Below are 14,039 nucleotides of genomic sequence, written 5' to 3' on the forward strand. Positions count from 1 at the left end.
AACGCATGACGGTCCATTCCCCCCTCTTGCTGGACGTGGCGGGCACGCAGCTCAGTGCAGACGACCGCAGGCGCCTTGCGCACCCGCTCACCGGGGGCGTCATCCTGTTCACCCGCAACTGGCGCGACCGTGCGCAACTGCTGGAGCTCACCAGCGCGATCAAGGCCGTGCGCGAGGACCTGCTCATCTACGTGGACCACGAGGGCGGCCGCGTGCAGCGCTTTCGCTCCGACGGTTTCACCCAACTGCCACCCATGCGCGCCCTGGGCGCACTGTGGATGCAGGACGGCAAAGCCGGCCCGGGCAGCGGGGCCATGGCGGCCACCAATGCGGCCACAGCGGCGGGCTATGTGCTGGCCAGTGAGCTGCGGGCTTGCGGCGTCGATTTTTCCTTCACACCCGTGCTGGACCTGGACTGGGGTGGCAGCAGTGTGATCGGTGACCGTGCCTTCCATGCCGACCCGCGCGTGGTGGCGATGCTGGCCAAGAGCCTGGCGCATGGTCTGCTGCAGGCGGGCATGGCCCACTGCGGCAAGCATTTCCCGGGGCACGGCTTTGTGCGGGCCGATTCGCACACCGACATTCCTGTGGATCGGCGCAGCCTCAAGGCCATTCTGCAGGACGACGCTGCGCCCTATGCCTGGCTGCGCAGCACGCTTACCGCCGTCATGCCCGCACATGTGATCTACCCCAAGGTGGACAGCCGCCCGGCGGGCTTTTCGCGCCGGTGGCTGCAGGACATCCTGCGCACGCGCCTGGGTTTCGAGGGGGCCATCATCAGCGACGACCTGAGCATGGAGGGCGCACGCCATATCGACGGCCACCTGGCCAGCCACACTGATGCCGCATTGGCGGCATTGCAGGCCGGGTGCGACCTGGTGCTGCTGTGCAACCAGAGCCTGGGCGATGGGCGCGCCGTGGATGATCTGCTGGATGGCCTGGCCGACGCGCTGGTACACGGCCGCTGGCAGCCCAGCCCGGACAGCGCTGCGCGCCGCCTGGCACTGTTGCCGGAAACCGTGCCGCAGGCGTGGGATGAATTGATGTTCCAGCCGGCCTATCTGCAGGCGCTGGAGATGCTGCCCTGAGGCAGGCTTCGCTCGGGTTTCAGGGGACGGAGGGGGTGTCTTGCAAACGCTCTTGCGGGGCTGGAGCCGGGATGCCTGATGGGGCGATCGCCGGTTCCCAGCGGCGCAGAACCCGCTGAAAGATCAGCGCATTGGGTATCTGCAGCAAGACACCGGTCTGCCCACGCGTTGCATCTTCCAGCGTGGTGTAGAGCAGGTTGATGTCCACCACCCGGCCCTTGGCGCCGGGTTTCTCGGCCGTGTCGAGCAGTTCGATGGTGTCCCCCAGGCGGAAGGGGCCCACGGTGAATATCAGGAACGCGCAGAACAGGTTGGACAGCACACTCCACGCCGCAAAGAAGGCCACGGCTCCCACGGTGGCAAAGCCGGTAAAGCCGGTCCACAGCACCGTGGCCGACACGCCCAGGCGCTCCAGCACCAGCAGCAGGGTGGCGGCAAAAATGGTCCAGCGCATCAGCCCGTGGATGGGCATCTGCAGTTCCAGGGGAATCTGGTAGTGGCGCCCGGCACGGGTCAGCAGGCGCCCCAGCAGGTTCTGCAGCAGCCAGGCCGCCACAAGGATGAGTGCAATCTGCCCCCCCGGAACGATGATTTCCAGCCAGTCCTGGGCCCATTCGGGCAGGTAGAGAGTCAAGGAACGTCGCATGGGAGATGTGTCAGCCGTGGCGCTGCTCTACCGTGTCCATCTGCATTTCAAAGCTGAAAAAGCGGTCGCGCCCCTGCGCCTTGGCGGCGTACAGCGCCTGGTCGGCACGCATGAGCATGCTTTCCGCACTGGTGGCATCGTCGGGCACACAGGTCGTGATACCGCCCGAGAGCGTGACCACGCCCGCCACGGGCGATGCGGGGTGCGCAATCGCGTGGTTGCGCAGCGTCTGCCCCAGTGCCCGGGCAAAGGTCATGGCGCCGGAGCGGGGCGTGCTCGGCAGGATGAGGGCAAACTCCTCGCCCCCGTAGCGTGTGGCGGTGTCGCGCGGGCGCATGCACACCTCGCGCAGCAAACGGGCCACCTGCTGCAGGCAGGCATCGCCCCGCACATGGCCCAGGCTATCGTTGTAGTTCTTGAAGTGGTCCAGGTCGCACAACATCAGGGTCAGCGGTTGCCGATCGCGCCGAGCGGCCAGGATCTCGCTGTGCAACCGCTGGTCGAAACCGCGGCGGTTGATCAGGCCCGTCAGGGCATCGACCTCCACCATCGCGTTGAGCCGTTGGTTGGCCAGGTGCAGTTCGTCGGACAGGGACACCAGGCGACGCCGCATGTCGAGCAGGCGCCGCATGGCGCGCAGCTTGGCCACCAGCACAATGGGCTTGACCGGCTTGGTCAGGTAGTCGTCGCCCCCGGCCTCGATGCCGCGCCAGACATCCAGCTCGTTGTCCAGGCCCGAGAGGAAGATGATGGGCGTCCAGTCGCCGGGCTCGGCAATGCGCATCTGCTGGGCCAGCCAGTAGCCGTCCTTGCCGGGAAGGCAGATGTCCAGCAAGACCAGATCCGGGCGTCGCTCGGTGAAAAAGCGCAGCGCCGTCTCGCCGTCACGCGCCTCCAGCACCTGGGAAATGCCTGCGTTGCGCAGCTCGCCCACCAGTGCAGCGCGCACCGACTCCTGATCCTCGACCACCAGTACGCTGAAAGGCTGCGCCGTGTTGGCGGGGAGCAGGGCGGTGGACAGAGGCATGGCGTCAATGTGCCAGATCAGCCCTCGCGCCGCAACGCCGGGAACAGGATCACATCGCGGATGCTCTGGCTGTCGGTCAGCAGCATCATCAGGCGGTCGATGCCGATGCCGCAACCGCCTGCGGGCGGCATGCCGTACTCGAGCGCACGCACGAAGTCGTGGTCGAAGTACATGGCCTCGTCGTCGCCGCCGTCCTTGGCAGCCACCTGGGCGTGGAAGCGTGCGGCCTGGTCCTCGGCGTCGTTCAGCTCGGAGAAGCCGTTGCCGAACTCGCGGCCCGTGATGTAGAGCTCAAAGCGCTCGGTCACCTCGGGGCGCGTGTCGTTGGCACGGGCCAGGGGCGATATCTCTGTCGGGTGCTCCATGATGAAGGTGGGCTGCCAGAGCTTGTCTTCCACCGTCTCCTCGAAGTACAGCACCTGCAGGCTGGCCAGGCTGCGGGCAGAGAGCTTGTTCTTCTCTTCGTTCATGCCCAGCTTCTTCAGTGCGCTGATGAGCCAAGCAGCGTCGTCCACATGGGCACCGGCCTCGGTGTACTGGAAGATGGCTTCGCGGATGGTCAGGCGTGCAAACGGCTGAGCCAGATCGACCTCGCGCCCTTGGTAGGAGAGTTGCAGCGTCCCCGTGGCCTTGAGGGCCGCGTCGCGCACAAGCTGCTCGGTAAAGCCCATGAGGTCCTGGTAGTTCCAGTAGGCCGCATAGAACTCCATCATCGTGAACTCGGGGTTGTGGCGCACCGAGATGCCTTCGTTGCGGAAGTTGCGATTGATCTCGAACACGCGCTCGAAGCCGCCCACCAGCAAGCGCTTCAAGTACAGCTCGGGCGCGATGCGCAGGTACATCTCCTGCTCCAGCGCGTTGTGGTGTGTGACAAAGGGCTTGGCATTCGCGCCACCCGGAATGGGGTGGAGCATGGGCGTTTCCACTTCCAGGAAACCGTGCTGCACCATGAAGTCGCGGATGCCGCTCACGGCCTTGCTGCGCGCCACGAAGCGCTTGCGGGCCTGCTCGTCGGTCATCAGGTCCACGTATCGCTGGCGATATTTCACTTCCTGGTCGTGGATGCCGTGGAACTTGTCCGGCATGGGGCGCAGGCTCTTGGTCAGCAGCCGCAGGCGCTCGACCTTGATCGACAGCTCACCCGTCTTGGTTTTGAACAGCGTCCCTTCGGCGCCCAGGATGTCGCCCAGGTCCCAATGCTTGAAGGCGGCATACAGCTCTTCGCCCAGCGCGTCGCGTGTCACGTAGAGCTGGATGCGGCCCGAAGCGTCCTGCACCGTGGCAAAGCTGGCCTTGCCCATGACGCGTTTGAGCATCATGCGGCCGGCCACGCACACGGTGATGGGCTGTGCCTCCAGCGCCTGTGCGTCCTGCGCGCCGTGCTGGACTTGCAGGTCTGCCGCATGGTGCTGGGGTTTGAAGTCGTTGGGAAAAGCCACGCCATGGCCCTGGGCCTGGGCTTCGCGCAGGGCGCGCAGTTTGTCGCGGCGCTCGGCGATGAGCTGGTTTTCGTCCTGGGGTGCGGGGGCGTGGTGCTGTTCAGACATAGGAGCCGTCGGTGCGGGGCGTGAAAAGGGAGTGGCCGATGCGGCCAAACATGCGATTTTAAGGCGGTGCGCCTCAGCATGGGGGCGCTCTGTCCTGTCGACCCAGCAGGACCATCGCTGTACGGGCGATGATGCGCAGATCCAGCCACAGGCTGCGCTGCTGCACGTAGTCGCAGGCGTAGCGCAATTTGGTGGGCAGGATCACCTCCACATAGGTGCGCTCGGGGTCGGGGCTCTGCGCCAGCAAGGTGCTTTCATCCCGAAAGGCGAGCGATGCCAGATCGGTGATGCCGGGACGTACGCTCAGCACGGTCTCGCGCACATCCGTTGGGTACAACGCCACGTAGCGCGGCACCTCGGGGCGGGGGCCCACCATGCTCATGTCGCCGCGCAGCACGTTCAGCAACTGCGGTAGTTCATCCAGCTTGCTGCGGCGCAGCCAGCTGCCCGCGCGGGTGATGCGGGGATCTTGCCCCACGGTGATCTGCAGCCCTGCGGCTTCAGCATTCACCTGCATGGTGCGGAACTTGAGGATGGCAAAGGGACGACTGTCGCGCCCCACACGCTGCTGGCGAAACAGCACCGGACCCGGGGAGTCAAGCCGCACCCACAGCGCCAACGCCAGCAGCAGGGGCGCCAGCAGCGCTAGCGCAGTGGCGGCACAGGCGATGTCGAACAGCCGTTTGCCCATGGAGGAGTCAACCCAGCAGTTCGTGCAGCGCGGTGATCACCCGATCTTGGTCGGCGTCCGTCATCGCGGTGAACAACGGCAGACTCAGCATGGCCTGGTAGGCCGCGTCGGCCTGCGGGAACTGGGCGGGCACCAGTCCATAGCGGTCGCGCCAGTAAGGGTGGCGGTGCAGCGGAACGTAGTGCACGCTGGTGCCAATGCCGCGATCCGACAGGGCCTGGATCAATGCGTCACGGTCCAGGCGCGCGCCCGGCGCCAGACGCACCACGTACAGGTGCCAGGCATGCACATCGCCCGCCGGGGCATCGGCCGGCAGCACCAGGGGCAGGCCCACCAGTTGCGCGTGGTAGCGCGCTGCCAGGTGCTGGCGGCGCTCCAGGAACTGCGGCAGGCGCTGCAACTGCACCAGGCCCAGGGCGGCGGCGGTGTCGGTAAGGTTGTACTTGAAGCCGGGGGCCACCACCTCGTAGTACCAGGCGGGGGTCTTGGAGGTGAAGCGGTCGAACGCGTCGCGGCTCATGCCGTGCAGGCGCATCACGCGCATGCGCTCGGCCAGCTTGGGGTCGCGCGTCACGGCCATGCCGCCCTCGCCGGTGGTGATGGTCTTGTTGGCGTAGAAGCTGAACACCGTCACGTCGGATTCGAGCTGTCCCACCAACCGGCCCTGCCAGGTGGTGGGCAGGGCGTGCGCGGCGTCTTCCACCACTTTCAGGCCATGCGCGCGCGCAATGGCCAGAATGGCGTCCATGTCGCAGGCCAGGCCCCCGTAGTGCACCGGCAGGATGGCCTTGGTCCGGGGCGTGATGGCGGCGCGGATGGCCTCGGGGGCGATGTTCAGCGTGACCGGGTCCACGTCCACCAGCACCGGGTCGGCACCCAGGTAGCGCACCACCTCCACGGTGGCGGTGAAGGTCAGCGTGGGCGCGATCACCTCGTCGCCCGGGCCGATCCCCAGGGCCTCCAGCGCGAGGTGCAGGCCGGCGGTGGCGGAGTTGACGGCGATGCTCTGCAGCCCCTTGCCGCCCAGGTAGTCGGTGAAGGCCTGCTCGAAGGCACGGGCTTTGGGGCCGGTGGTGACCCAGCCTGAACGCAAGGCCTCGGTGACGGCGGCGATCTCGGCATCGCCGATGTCGGGGCGGGCAAAGGGGAGGAAGGGAAGGGCGGTGTCGGACATGGTGATGGATCAGGGGGTGCCGCGGCCGATGGCGTGGTATTCGATGCCCAGCGCGCGCATGTCGGCGGGTTCGAAGAGGTTGCGGCCGTCGAAGATCACCGGCTGGCGCAGCGTGGCGGCCAGGTGGCCGAAATCGGGGCTGCGGAACTCCTTCCACTCGGTCACGATGACCAGCGCGTCCGCGCCTTCGAGCACGGCCTCGGAGCGGTCCAGCAGGTGCAGGCCGGGCCGCGTGCCCAGCACCGCACGCGCCTGTGCCAGCGCCACGGGGTCGTAGGCAGCGACCTCGGCGCCCAGGGCCAGCAGGCGCTCGATGAGGGTCAGGCTGGGCGCCGCGCGCATGTCGTCCGTGCCCGGCTTGAAGGCCAGGCCCCAAAGAGCGAAACGCCGCCCGCGCAGGTCCGGCCCGAAGCGCGCCACGATCTTGTCCACCAGCACCTGTTTCTGGCGCTCGTTCACGGCCTGCACGGCCTGCAGGATGGTCAACTCCTGCCCGGCTTCGCGGGCCGTGTGCACGAGGGCCTGCACGTCCTTGGGAAAGCACGATCCGCCGTAGCCTGTGCCCGCGTAGAGAAAATGCGTGCCGATGCGCGGGTCGGTGCCGATGCCGGTGCGCACCTGCTCGATGTCCGCCCCCAGCTTCTCCGCCAGCAGGGCCAGCTCGTTCATGAAGCTGATGCGCGTGGCCAGCATGGCGTTGGCCGCGTACTTGGTGAACTCGGCGCTGCGCACGTCCATGGCGATCAGGCGGTCGCGGTTGCGCATGAAGGGGGCGTAGAGCTGGTGCAGCGTCTGGGCTGCCTGGGGGTCGTCGGCGCCGACCACCACGCGGTCCGGACGCATGAAATCCTGCACGGCCGAGCCTTCCTTGAGGAACTCGGGGTTGGATGCCACCGAAAACGCCAGCGCCGGCAGGCCGCGCGCCTGCAGCACCTGTGCCACCAGCGCGCGCACGCGGTCCGCCGTGCCCACCGGCACGGTGCTCTTGTTGACGATGAGCCGGGGCTCCTGCATGCGTTCGGCAATGGCGCGCGCGGCGGCGAGCACATGCTGCAGGTCGGCCGAGCCGTCTTCGCCCGGCGGCGTGCCTACGGCGATGAACTGCACGCGACCGTGGGCCACGGCATGGGCCACATCCCCGGTAAAAGCCAGCCGCCTGCAACGGGTGTTGCGCAGCACGATATCGAGCAGGCCGGGCTCGTGGATGGGCAGCTCGCCGCGCAGCAGTGTGGCAATGCGCCCGGGGTCGCGGTCCAGGCAGACCACGTGGTTGCCCATCTCCGCGAGGCAGGCGCCTGTCACCAGGCCCACGTATCCGGTTCCGACAACGGTGATTTTCATGGGGCAGCGTTCACAGGGGTTTGACCGCCCAGGTCAGGCGGTGTGTGCGTAAAAAAGGCGCCAGGCGCGCGACGGGGGCGATCAGTGCCGCGGGCAGGCGCCGCGCGAGGGGCGGCGCCAGGGTCAGCCGCAGCGCGTGCAGCCTGGCGTCGGGAAACAGGGTGCGCAGCTCGGCGGGCGGGACTTTGCGCACGTCGGGATTGTGCGGGTTGTTCACCACAAAGTCATAGACCAGCACACCGCCGCCCGGCGCCACCCAGCGCCACAGCGTGCGCGCGAATTGCTGGCGGTAGGCGGGGTCGAGCAGCGAGCTGAACACGGTGAAGGCCAGCACGGCCTGCTGGCTGGCGTCCGCCACCGGCGCCGCACAGGCGTCGCCTTCGATGAGCTGCACGCCGCCCGGCAGCACGGCACGCGCGGCGGCGGCGCGTTCGGGCAGCAACTCAATGCCGGTCAACTGCGCAGGCGTGGCGCCCAGGCGCAGCAGGTCCAGCAGGTTGCCGCCGCTGCCGCAGCCCACTTCGAGCAGGGGGCGATCGGCCAGGCTGGCCCAGCCATGCAGGCGCCACAGGCACGCCATGGCGCGCAGGCGTTCCTGCTGTGCCTGCAGGGCGGCTGCGTTGGCGTACAGGCTGTAGCGCTGCGCGTCAGCACCGTTGTCGCGCCGCGCGTAGCGTGCCTGCACCGCGTGGGTCTCGGGTGGGCTCATCGCGTGATCCTCGCGAAGCGTTGCGCCGGCGGGCGCTTGCGCAGCACGTCCCACAAGCCTTGCCAGGTGCCCCAGCCATAGCCCAGGTGGAAGGCCGCGATCACGGCGGGCAGGCGCGGCAGCAGGTTCCAGGCCCCGGCGGCGCGTGCCGCCGCCATGCTCGCCAGCGCCAGATAGGCGCCATACAGCGCCAGCAGCGCTGTGGCGGGCCAGGGCGTCCAGGGCAGCAGCAGGGCGCAAAGCGCGAGCGCGGCAACGAACAGCGCGGGCACAAGCTGGCGCAGCGAACCCGGCTGCCCGTGCTTGCGCACCACGAAGGGCCGCCAGTAGCCGTACTGCTGCTGCTGGGCATAGAGGTGGCGCAGCGAGCCGCGCGGGTGGTAGACCGAGCGGATCGTGCCGCTCTGCCAGATGCGTCCGCCCCCCCGGCGCATGCGCAGGTTGTGCTCGTCGTCCTGGTTGCGCACCAGCGCCTCGTCGAACAGGCCGAAGCGCGCGAACGCCTCGCGCCGCCAGCAGCCCAGGTACACGGTGTCGACCGCGCCCTCGTAGCCCTGGTCGCGCGAGCGCGCGCCGCCCACCACCCAGGGGCACTGGAACGCCGCCGCGATGGCCGCACCCATGGCGCCGGTGCCCTGCGCGACCCAGGGACCGCCCACGTTGTCGGCGCCGCTGCGCTCCAGCGCCTCGATGCAGCGCGCCAGGTAGTCGGGCGCGAACTGGGTGTGGATGTCGAGCCGGGCGATCACCTCGCCCTGGGCGCGCGCGATGCAGGCGTTGAGCCCGGTGGAGACGATGCGGCCCGGGTTGTCCACCAGCACCAGCCGCGCATCGTGCGCGCAGCGCTCCTGCAGGCGCGCGCGCGTGCCGTCGTCGCTCAGGCCGTCGGCGATCAGCACTTCCATGCGCCAGCCTGCGGGCAGCTGCTGGCGCAGCACCGAGTCGCAGAAGGCATCGATGAAGGCGGCTTCGTTGCGGCACGGGGCGATGACGCTGAGCAGGCGGGGGGCAGGGGCGGTCATGGCAGAAGCTCCCGGTACAGCCGGTCCATGCGGTCCATTTGCGCCTTGCGGTCGCCGTCCAGCGCGATGCGCTCGGCATTGCGCTCGCCCGCCTGGCGCGCCTGTGCATCGTCGCTGGCCAGCCGCTGCAGCACCTGGGCCAGCGCGGGCGCATCGCCCGCGGGTACCAGCACCTCGGGGGTGATCCACTGCCGGTTGGCGGGCAGGTCGCTGGCCACCACGGCCAGGCCGCAGGCCATGCTCTCCAGCATGGCCACGGAGGTCGCGTCGCTGGCGGGCGCGCTGACCGAGATCTTGCAGCGCGCCAGCACGGCGGCCATGCCCGCGTCGTCCAGGCGGCCATGGAAGGTCACGCTGGGCACCAGGCCCAGCTCTTGGACCTGGGCGCGCAGCGTGGGTTCGAGCGCGCCGCCGCCCAGCAGGTGCAGCTGCAACGGCATGCCGGGCAGTTGCTGGCGCAGCAGCGCGAAGGCCTCGATCAGCGTGGCGATCTGGTAGTTGGGTTCCCAGGCGCGCAGGCTCACGATGTGCAGGCCATCCTTGTGCTCCCAGGGCGCGGGGGTGAAGCGCGTGCGGTCCACGCCCCAGTGGATCTCGTGCACCGGGGCGCGCGGCTGGTACTGCCGCGCGGCCTCGACGAGGCTGGCCGAGTCGCCGGTGAGGAGGTCGGCGCGGCGCAGGATCCAGCCCGTGAGCCAGCGCATCCAGGGCCGGGTGTGCGGCGTCACCAGCAGGTCGCTGCCCCAGGCCGTCATCACCAGCGGGTGGCGGTCGCAGCGCGCGGCCAGGTAGCCGTAGGAGGTGAGGTAGTGCGCATGCACGATGTCGGGCGCCAGCGCGCGCACATGGCGGCGCGCCGCGCCCGCGCGCAGCAGCCAGTCGGCCTGGCGCCGCACCGGTGGCAGGATGCGCTGCTCCACGCCGTCGAGCGGCTCGGGCCGCGCGGTGACCAGGGAGACGCGCCAGCCGCGCGCGCGCATCTCCAGCGCCCAGCGCCGCGTGTGCGGGCTGTTGGCGTCGCCCAGCAGGCACAGGTGGGGCGGCGTGTCAGCCATGCCCGGACTCCGCGCGGGGCAGCTCGCCGGCCCAGGCGGCGTAGTGGGCGGCCATGTCCGGGTGCTGGGCGAGCAGGCGGGCGTCGCGCACGCGCACATCGCCAACGGGGCGCGCCGGCACCCCGGCGACGATGGCAAAGTCCGGCACCGTGCCACGCACGCGCGAGTGGGAGCACACCACCACGCCCTTGCCGATGCGGCTGCCCGCCTCGATCACGCTGTGCGGGCCAATGAAGCTGTAGGCGCCGATGTCCACGCCCGCGCGCACGTAGCCCGGCATCTCGCCCGTGTGGCTGGTGAAGTGGCGGCCCAGCAGCCGGATGCTGCGGTGCGAGCTGTGCGTGAGGATGCTGACGAAGTTGGTGATCTGCACCCCCTCGGCGATGCGCAGCCCGGCCGTGGCGTCGAGGAAGTTGAACTGGCCAATGAACACATGGTCCGCCAGCTCCAGTCCGGCCTCGCCCTCGATGCAGGTGCTGGGTGCGATGCGCGTGTGGGGCAACGCTTGGCCTGCACGGCCTTGCTCGCCGAACACCATGCGGTAGAAAAGCTGCCGCCAGAGCCAGCGGCGCCAGCGGTTAAGCAAGGCTCTCATGGGGAATGTCGTTCCAGAAGGCAAGGGCTTGGAAATAGTAGAGGAAGTACGCCGCCATCGCGGCCGAGACGCCCCAGGCCGCGCCCGCGAGCCCGCCCCAGTGAAGCCCTGCCGCCAGCCCGGCGAAAAACACCACCTGCCCGACGAGCGCCAGACGCAGCGCCCAGGGCTGGGCGCGCCAGGCGAGCGTCACCACCGAGAGCGGCGAGGCGATGAAATGCAGGCCGATATAGAGCGCCAGCCCGCGTGCCAGAACGCCGGTGTCACTCCATTGCTCGCCAAAGGCCCAGGCGAAAAGTGCGGGGCCCCACAGCAGCAGTGCGGTCCCCAAGGGCGCGGCCATGAGGGCCAGCGTCAGCATGGTGCGGCGTACCAGCGTACGCGCCTCGGCAGCGCTGCGGGCGTGCACCAACTGCGGGTACAGCGCCTGCGACAGCGCGCCCCCCAACAGGGTGGCAGGGGCTTTGAGATAGCGCAGCGCCAGGGCCCAGAAGCCCGCCGCTGCATCGCCTGCCCATGCCGCAATCAACAACAGCGCCAGCGTGTCCTGCAGCGCTCCTGCAAAAGCGTGGGGTGTGTTGTACAACGGAAAGTCGCGGTGCTGCGCGGCCATGGCTTGCAGGCGGCGCAGTGGTTGGCGCAGCAGGCGCCGCCAGCCCCCTTGCGGTGCGGGCCGGGCCAGCAGCCAAGTGGCTGCCAGACCCGCCAGCACGGGACCCAGCCACAGTCCCCACAGCCCGAGTTTGAGCAGCCCCAGAAGTACCTGCATCACCGCGGCTCCGCCCTGCTGCACCAGGCGTGCCGTCGCGAGCAACCCGAAGCGGTGCCCGCGTGTGGCCCACAGGCCCAGCCATTGCACGCCGCCTGCGGCCAGCACCGCCAGAGGTAGCAGCCAGGCCTGCTCCAGCCCTTGCCACCACCACAGCGTCAGGCCCACAGGCATGGACAGTACCGTGACCGCCACCGCAATGCGCAAGCACAGCGCCATCAGCAGCGCGGCCCGCCGGGGCCGAGGCTCCAGCGGAAGGGCAAAGTCATAGCGCGCACAGACCACCACGGCAAGGTTGCTGGCCACCGCCCATAGCAGGGCGAACTGGCCGAAATCCTGTGGTGAATAAAGGCGTGTGAGCACAGGCCCCAGGGCCAGGGGTAAGGCATGCGCCAGCACGCTGCCCGACAGCAGTGTGAGCGTTGCCTTCAGCATCGTGGATCTCATGCTTGCTGGGGCTGGTAGCCGGGCACAAGCCCGTGCAGCAGGGCTTTGATGGCTGTGCTGTCATCGGCCTGAGCTGCATTCTCCAGACGTTCCAGCCATGGCTGCAGCGTTTGCCAGGGCAGATACTCCTCCCTTGCGCGCAGGATGCGCGGATGCGACGTGGGCAGGGGATGGTCACCAATCAGCAGCTCTTCGTAGAGCTTTTCACCAGGGCGCAAGCCGGTGAATTCGATGGCGATGTCGCCCTGTGGGTGTGCCGCGTCACGTACCGTCAGGCCCGACAGCGCGACCATGCGCTGCGCCAGATCGGCGATGCGCACGGGCTCGCCCATGTCCAGCAGGAATACGTCGCCGCCTTCGGCCAATGCGCCTGCTTGCAACACCAGTTGGGCGGCTTCGGGAATGGTCATGAAGTAGCGCGTGACTTCGGGGTGTGTCACGGTGATGGGCCCGCCCTGAGCGATCTGTTGCCGGAACAGCGGGATCACGCTGCCGCTGGAGCCCAGCACATTGCCAAAGCGCACCATGGAAAAACGCGTGGGGCATTGCCATGCACGGGTCTGCTCGGTGGCTGGGCCGAACGGAGGCTGGGGGCTTGCGGCCACGGCCTGCAGGATCAACTCGGCCACGCGCTTGCTGGCCCCCATCACATTGGTGGGGCGCACGGCCTTGTCGGTGGAGATGAGCACGAAATGCCGTGCCCCATGCTGCAGGGCCATCTGCACCATGGTGAGGGTGCCGAACACATTGTTGAGCACGCCTTCACCCGCGTTGGCTTCCACCATGGGCACGTGTTTGTAGGCCGCGGCGTGGTACACAAGGGCCGGGCGGTATTGCGCGCCAATGTGCTGCATACGCTGCGCATCGGCCGCACTGGCCAGCAAGGGCACCAGGTCGCAGCGGTGTGCGCCCTGGTCGCGCAGGGTTTGCAGCTCGTGGTGGATGGCGTAGAGCGCGTATTCGCTGTGCTCCACCAGCAGCAGTTGCGAAGGGCCTTCGTTCACGATCTGGCGGCACAGCTCGCTGCCGATGCTGCCTCCGGCCCCGGTCACCAGCACTACCTGGCCCGCAAGCGCAGGGCCCAGCAGGCCGGGCAAGGGGGCCACGGGCTCGCGGCCGATGAGGTCTTCCAGTCCCAGGTCCTGGAAATCGGCCACCGTCACGCGGCCACTCGCCAGGTCCGACAGGCCCGGCAGCGTGCGGATGCGCAGCGGCAGCCTGTGCAGGCCCTCCAGAATGGCGCGGCGGCGCTGGCGCGGTGCGCTGGGCATGGCCAGCAGCATGTCGGTGACGCCCAGGCGCTGCACCAGGTCGGGCAGGGTGTGCGTGCCGTACACGCGCACGCCGTTGATGCTGCGGCCCACCTTGATCGGGTCGTCGTCGACAAAGCCCACCAGCTCATACTGGCGCATGCCCGCCAGACCCGCTGCCGTCTGTGCGCCTGCGCTGCCTGCTCCGTAGATCAGAAGATGGCGTGGGGCCTCGCCTGGCTGGCCGGCCAGCCACAGCCATCCCAGCGCACGGCTGGTGCCTACCAGCAGCAGAAAAATCAATGGCTGCAGGATACCCACGCTGCGTGGCACGCCCTCCCACTGGGCCAGCAACAGAACGGCCAGCAGCAGCGCGCCATACCAGGCGACGGCCCGGCCCGTGGTGATGAGCGCGCGAATGCCGGTGTAGCGGAAGATGGCGCGGTAGAGCCCCAGGTTCACAAAAATGGGAAACGCGAGCAGCGGCCCCAGGGCATAGACCAGCCACTGAAGCCCTTCGGGGCGGTGCAGTGTTTCGAGCCGCAATGTGAAGGCCAGCCACATGGCGAGCAGGCCCATGCCTGTGTCCAGAGCCACCACCACCAGGCGCTTGGCGTTGCGGGGCCATAGCAGGATGCGTGTGGACAAGGTGCTGGACATGGCTGGCTGCGTGTGGTG

Annotated in this window: 13 protein-coding genes; 1 reads left to right on the plus strand and 12 read right to left on the minus strand. The window is 68.7% G+C overall.

Going from position 1 to position 14,039, the window contains the following annotated elements; genetic code table 11:
- Positions 1–5: 5 nt before the first annotated feature.
- Entirely contained in the window at positions 6–1,088 is a 1,083-nt protein-coding gene (nagZ, locus tag GWK50_RS03965; RefSeq protein WP_162015398.1) for a beta-N-acetylhexosaminidase, read from the plus strand.
- A 19-nt stretch (positions 1,089–1,107) separates the two neighbouring features.
- On the opposite strand, the gene GWK50_RS03970 is transcribed toward nagZ, so the two are convergent.
- From GWK50_RS03970 to GWK50_RS04025, 12 genes are all read right to left on the minus strand, one after another.
- Positions 1,108–1,734, minus strand: coding sequence for a mechanosensitive ion channel family protein (locus GWK50_RS03970; protein ID WP_162015399.1), 627 nt, complete (start codon positions 1,732–1,734; stop codon positions 1,108–1,110).
- A gap of 10 nt (positions 1,735–1,744) precedes the next feature.
- Positions 1,745–2,761 carry a diguanylate cyclase gene (locus GWK50_RS03975; protein ID WP_162015400.1) on the minus strand — a complete coding sequence of 339 codons (1,017 nt, stop codon included), beginning with the start codon at positions 2,759–2,761 and terminating at the stop codon, positions 1,745–1,747.
- A 17-nt stretch (positions 2,762–2,778) separates the two neighbouring features.
- Positions 2,779–4,308 (minus strand): lysine--tRNA ligase, encoded by a 1,530-nt coding sequence (lysS, locus tag GWK50_RS03980; protein ID WP_162015401.1) that lies wholly within the window; start codon positions 4,306–4,308, stop codon positions 2,779–2,781.
- A 73-nt stretch (positions 4,309–4,381) separates the two neighbouring features.
- Complete coding sequence (locus GWK50_RS03985; protein ID WP_162015402.1) at positions 4,382–4,999, minus strand: sugar transferase; 618 nt, start codon at positions 4,997–4,999, stop codon at positions 4,382–4,384.
- 7 nt (positions 5,000–5,006) lie between these two features.
- Complete coding sequence (locus tag GWK50_RS03990) at positions 5,007–6,173, minus strand: DegT/DnrJ/EryC1/StrS family aminotransferase (protein ID WP_197904970.1); 1,167 nt, start codon at positions 6,171–6,173, stop codon at positions 5,007–5,009.
- Between the two features lie 9 nt (positions 6,174–6,182).
- Entirely contained in the window at positions 6,183–7,514 is a 1,332-nt protein-coding gene (locus GWK50_RS03995; RefSeq protein ID WP_162015403.1) for a UDP-glucose/GDP-mannose dehydrogenase family protein, read from the minus strand.
- A gap of 10 nt (positions 7,515–7,524) precedes the next feature.
- The gene (locus GWK50_RS04000; protein WP_162015404.1) at positions 7,525–8,223 is read right to left on the minus strand and encodes a class I SAM-dependent methyltransferase; all 699 of its coding nucleotides are present in this window, start codon (positions 8,221–8,223) and stop codon (positions 7,525–7,527) included.
- Complete coding sequence (locus GWK50_RS04005) at positions 8,220–9,245, minus strand: glycosyltransferase family 2 protein (protein ID WP_162015405.1); 1,026 nt, start codon at positions 9,243–9,245, stop codon at positions 8,220–8,222. Before GWK50_RS04005 ends, GWK50_RS04000 begins: the two co-directional genes overlap by 4 nt.
- Positions 9,242–10,300, minus strand: coding sequence for a glycosyltransferase (locus GWK50_RS04010; RefSeq protein WP_162015406.1), 1,059 nt, complete (start codon positions 10,298–10,300; stop codon positions 9,242–9,244). Before GWK50_RS04010 ends, GWK50_RS04005 begins: the two co-directional genes overlap by 4 nt.
- Entirely contained in the window at positions 10,293–10,895 is a 603-nt protein-coding gene (locus tag GWK50_RS04015) for an acyltransferase (RefSeq protein ID WP_162015407.1), read from the minus strand. The genes GWK50_RS04010 and GWK50_RS04015 overlap by 8 nt, the downstream gene beginning before the upstream one ends.
- Positions 10,879–12,099, minus strand: a complete 1,221-nt coding sequence (locus GWK50_RS04020; RefSeq protein ID WP_242455284.1) for an oligosaccharide flippase family protein — start codon at positions 12,097–12,099, stop codon at positions 10,879–10,881. Before GWK50_RS04020 ends, GWK50_RS04015 begins: the two co-directional genes overlap by 17 nt.
- An 8-nt stretch (positions 12,100–12,107) precedes the next feature.
- Complete coding sequence (locus tag GWK50_RS04025) at positions 12,108–14,021, minus strand: nucleoside-diphosphate sugar epimerase/dehydratase (protein ID WP_242455285.1); 1,914 nt, start codon at positions 14,019–14,021, stop codon at positions 12,108–12,110.
- Between the last annotated feature and the right edge of the window lie 18 nt (positions 14,022–14,039).

Source organism: Acidovorax sp. 210-6, assembly GCF_010020825.1.
Taxonomy (GTDB): domain Bacteria; phylum Pseudomonadota; class Gammaproteobacteria; order Burkholderiales; family Burkholderiaceae_C; genus Simplicispira; species Simplicispira sedimenti.

Bases quoted from the DNA above. Each gene is read 5' to 3' on its own strand.
- GWK50_RS04005 (WP_162015405.1), bottom strand. From the start codon at position 9,245: ATGACCGCCCCTGCCCCCCGCCTGCTCAGCGTCATCGCCCCGTGCCGC.
- GWK50_RS04020 (WP_242455284.1), bottom strand. From the start codon at position 12,099: ATGCTGAAGGCAACGCTCACACTGCTGTCGGGCAGCGTGCTGGCGCAT.
- GWK50_RS03995 (WP_162015403.1), bottom strand. From the start codon at position 7,514: ATGAAAATCACCGTTGTCGGAACCGGATACGTGGGCCTGGTGACAGGC.
- GWK50_RS04000 (WP_162015404.1), bottom strand. From the start codon at position 8,223: ATGAGCCCACCCGAGACCCACGCGGTGCAGGCACGCTACGCGCGGCGC.
- GWK50_RS04010 (WP_162015406.1), bottom strand. From the start codon at position 10,300: ATGGCTGACACGCCGCCCCACCTGTGCCTGCTGGGCGACGCCAACAGC.
- GWK50_RS03985 (WP_162015402.1), bottom strand. From the start codon at position 4,999: ATGGGCAAACGGCTGTTCGACATCGCCTGTGCCGCCACTGCGCTAGCG.
- GWK50_RS04015 (WP_162015407.1), bottom strand. From the start codon at position 10,895: ATGAGAGCCTTGCTTAACCGCTGGCGCCGCTGGCTCTGGCGGCAGCTT.
- GWK50_RS03975 (WP_162015400.1), bottom strand. From the start codon at position 2,761: ATGCCTCTGTCCACCGCCCTGCTCCCCGCCAACACGGCGCAGCCTTTC.
- GWK50_RS04025 (WP_242455285.1), bottom strand. From the start codon at position 14,021: ATGTCCAGCACCTTGTCCACACGCATCCTGCTATGGCCCCGCAACGCC.
- GWK50_RS03970 (WP_162015399.1), bottom strand. From the start codon at position 1,734: ATGCGACGTTCCTTGACTCTCTACCTGCCCGAATGGGCCCAGGACTGG.
- nagZ (WP_162015398.1), top strand. From the start codon at position 6: ATGACGGTCCATTCCCCCCTCTTGCTGGACGTGGCGGGCACGCAGCTC.
- GWK50_RS03990 (WP_197904970.1), bottom strand. From the start codon at position 6,173: ATGTCCGACACCGCCCTTCCCTTCCTCCCCTTTGCCCGCCCCGACATC.
- lysS (WP_162015401.1), bottom strand. From the start codon at position 4,308: ATGTCTGAACAGCACCACGCCCCCGCACCCCAGGACGAAAACCAGCTC.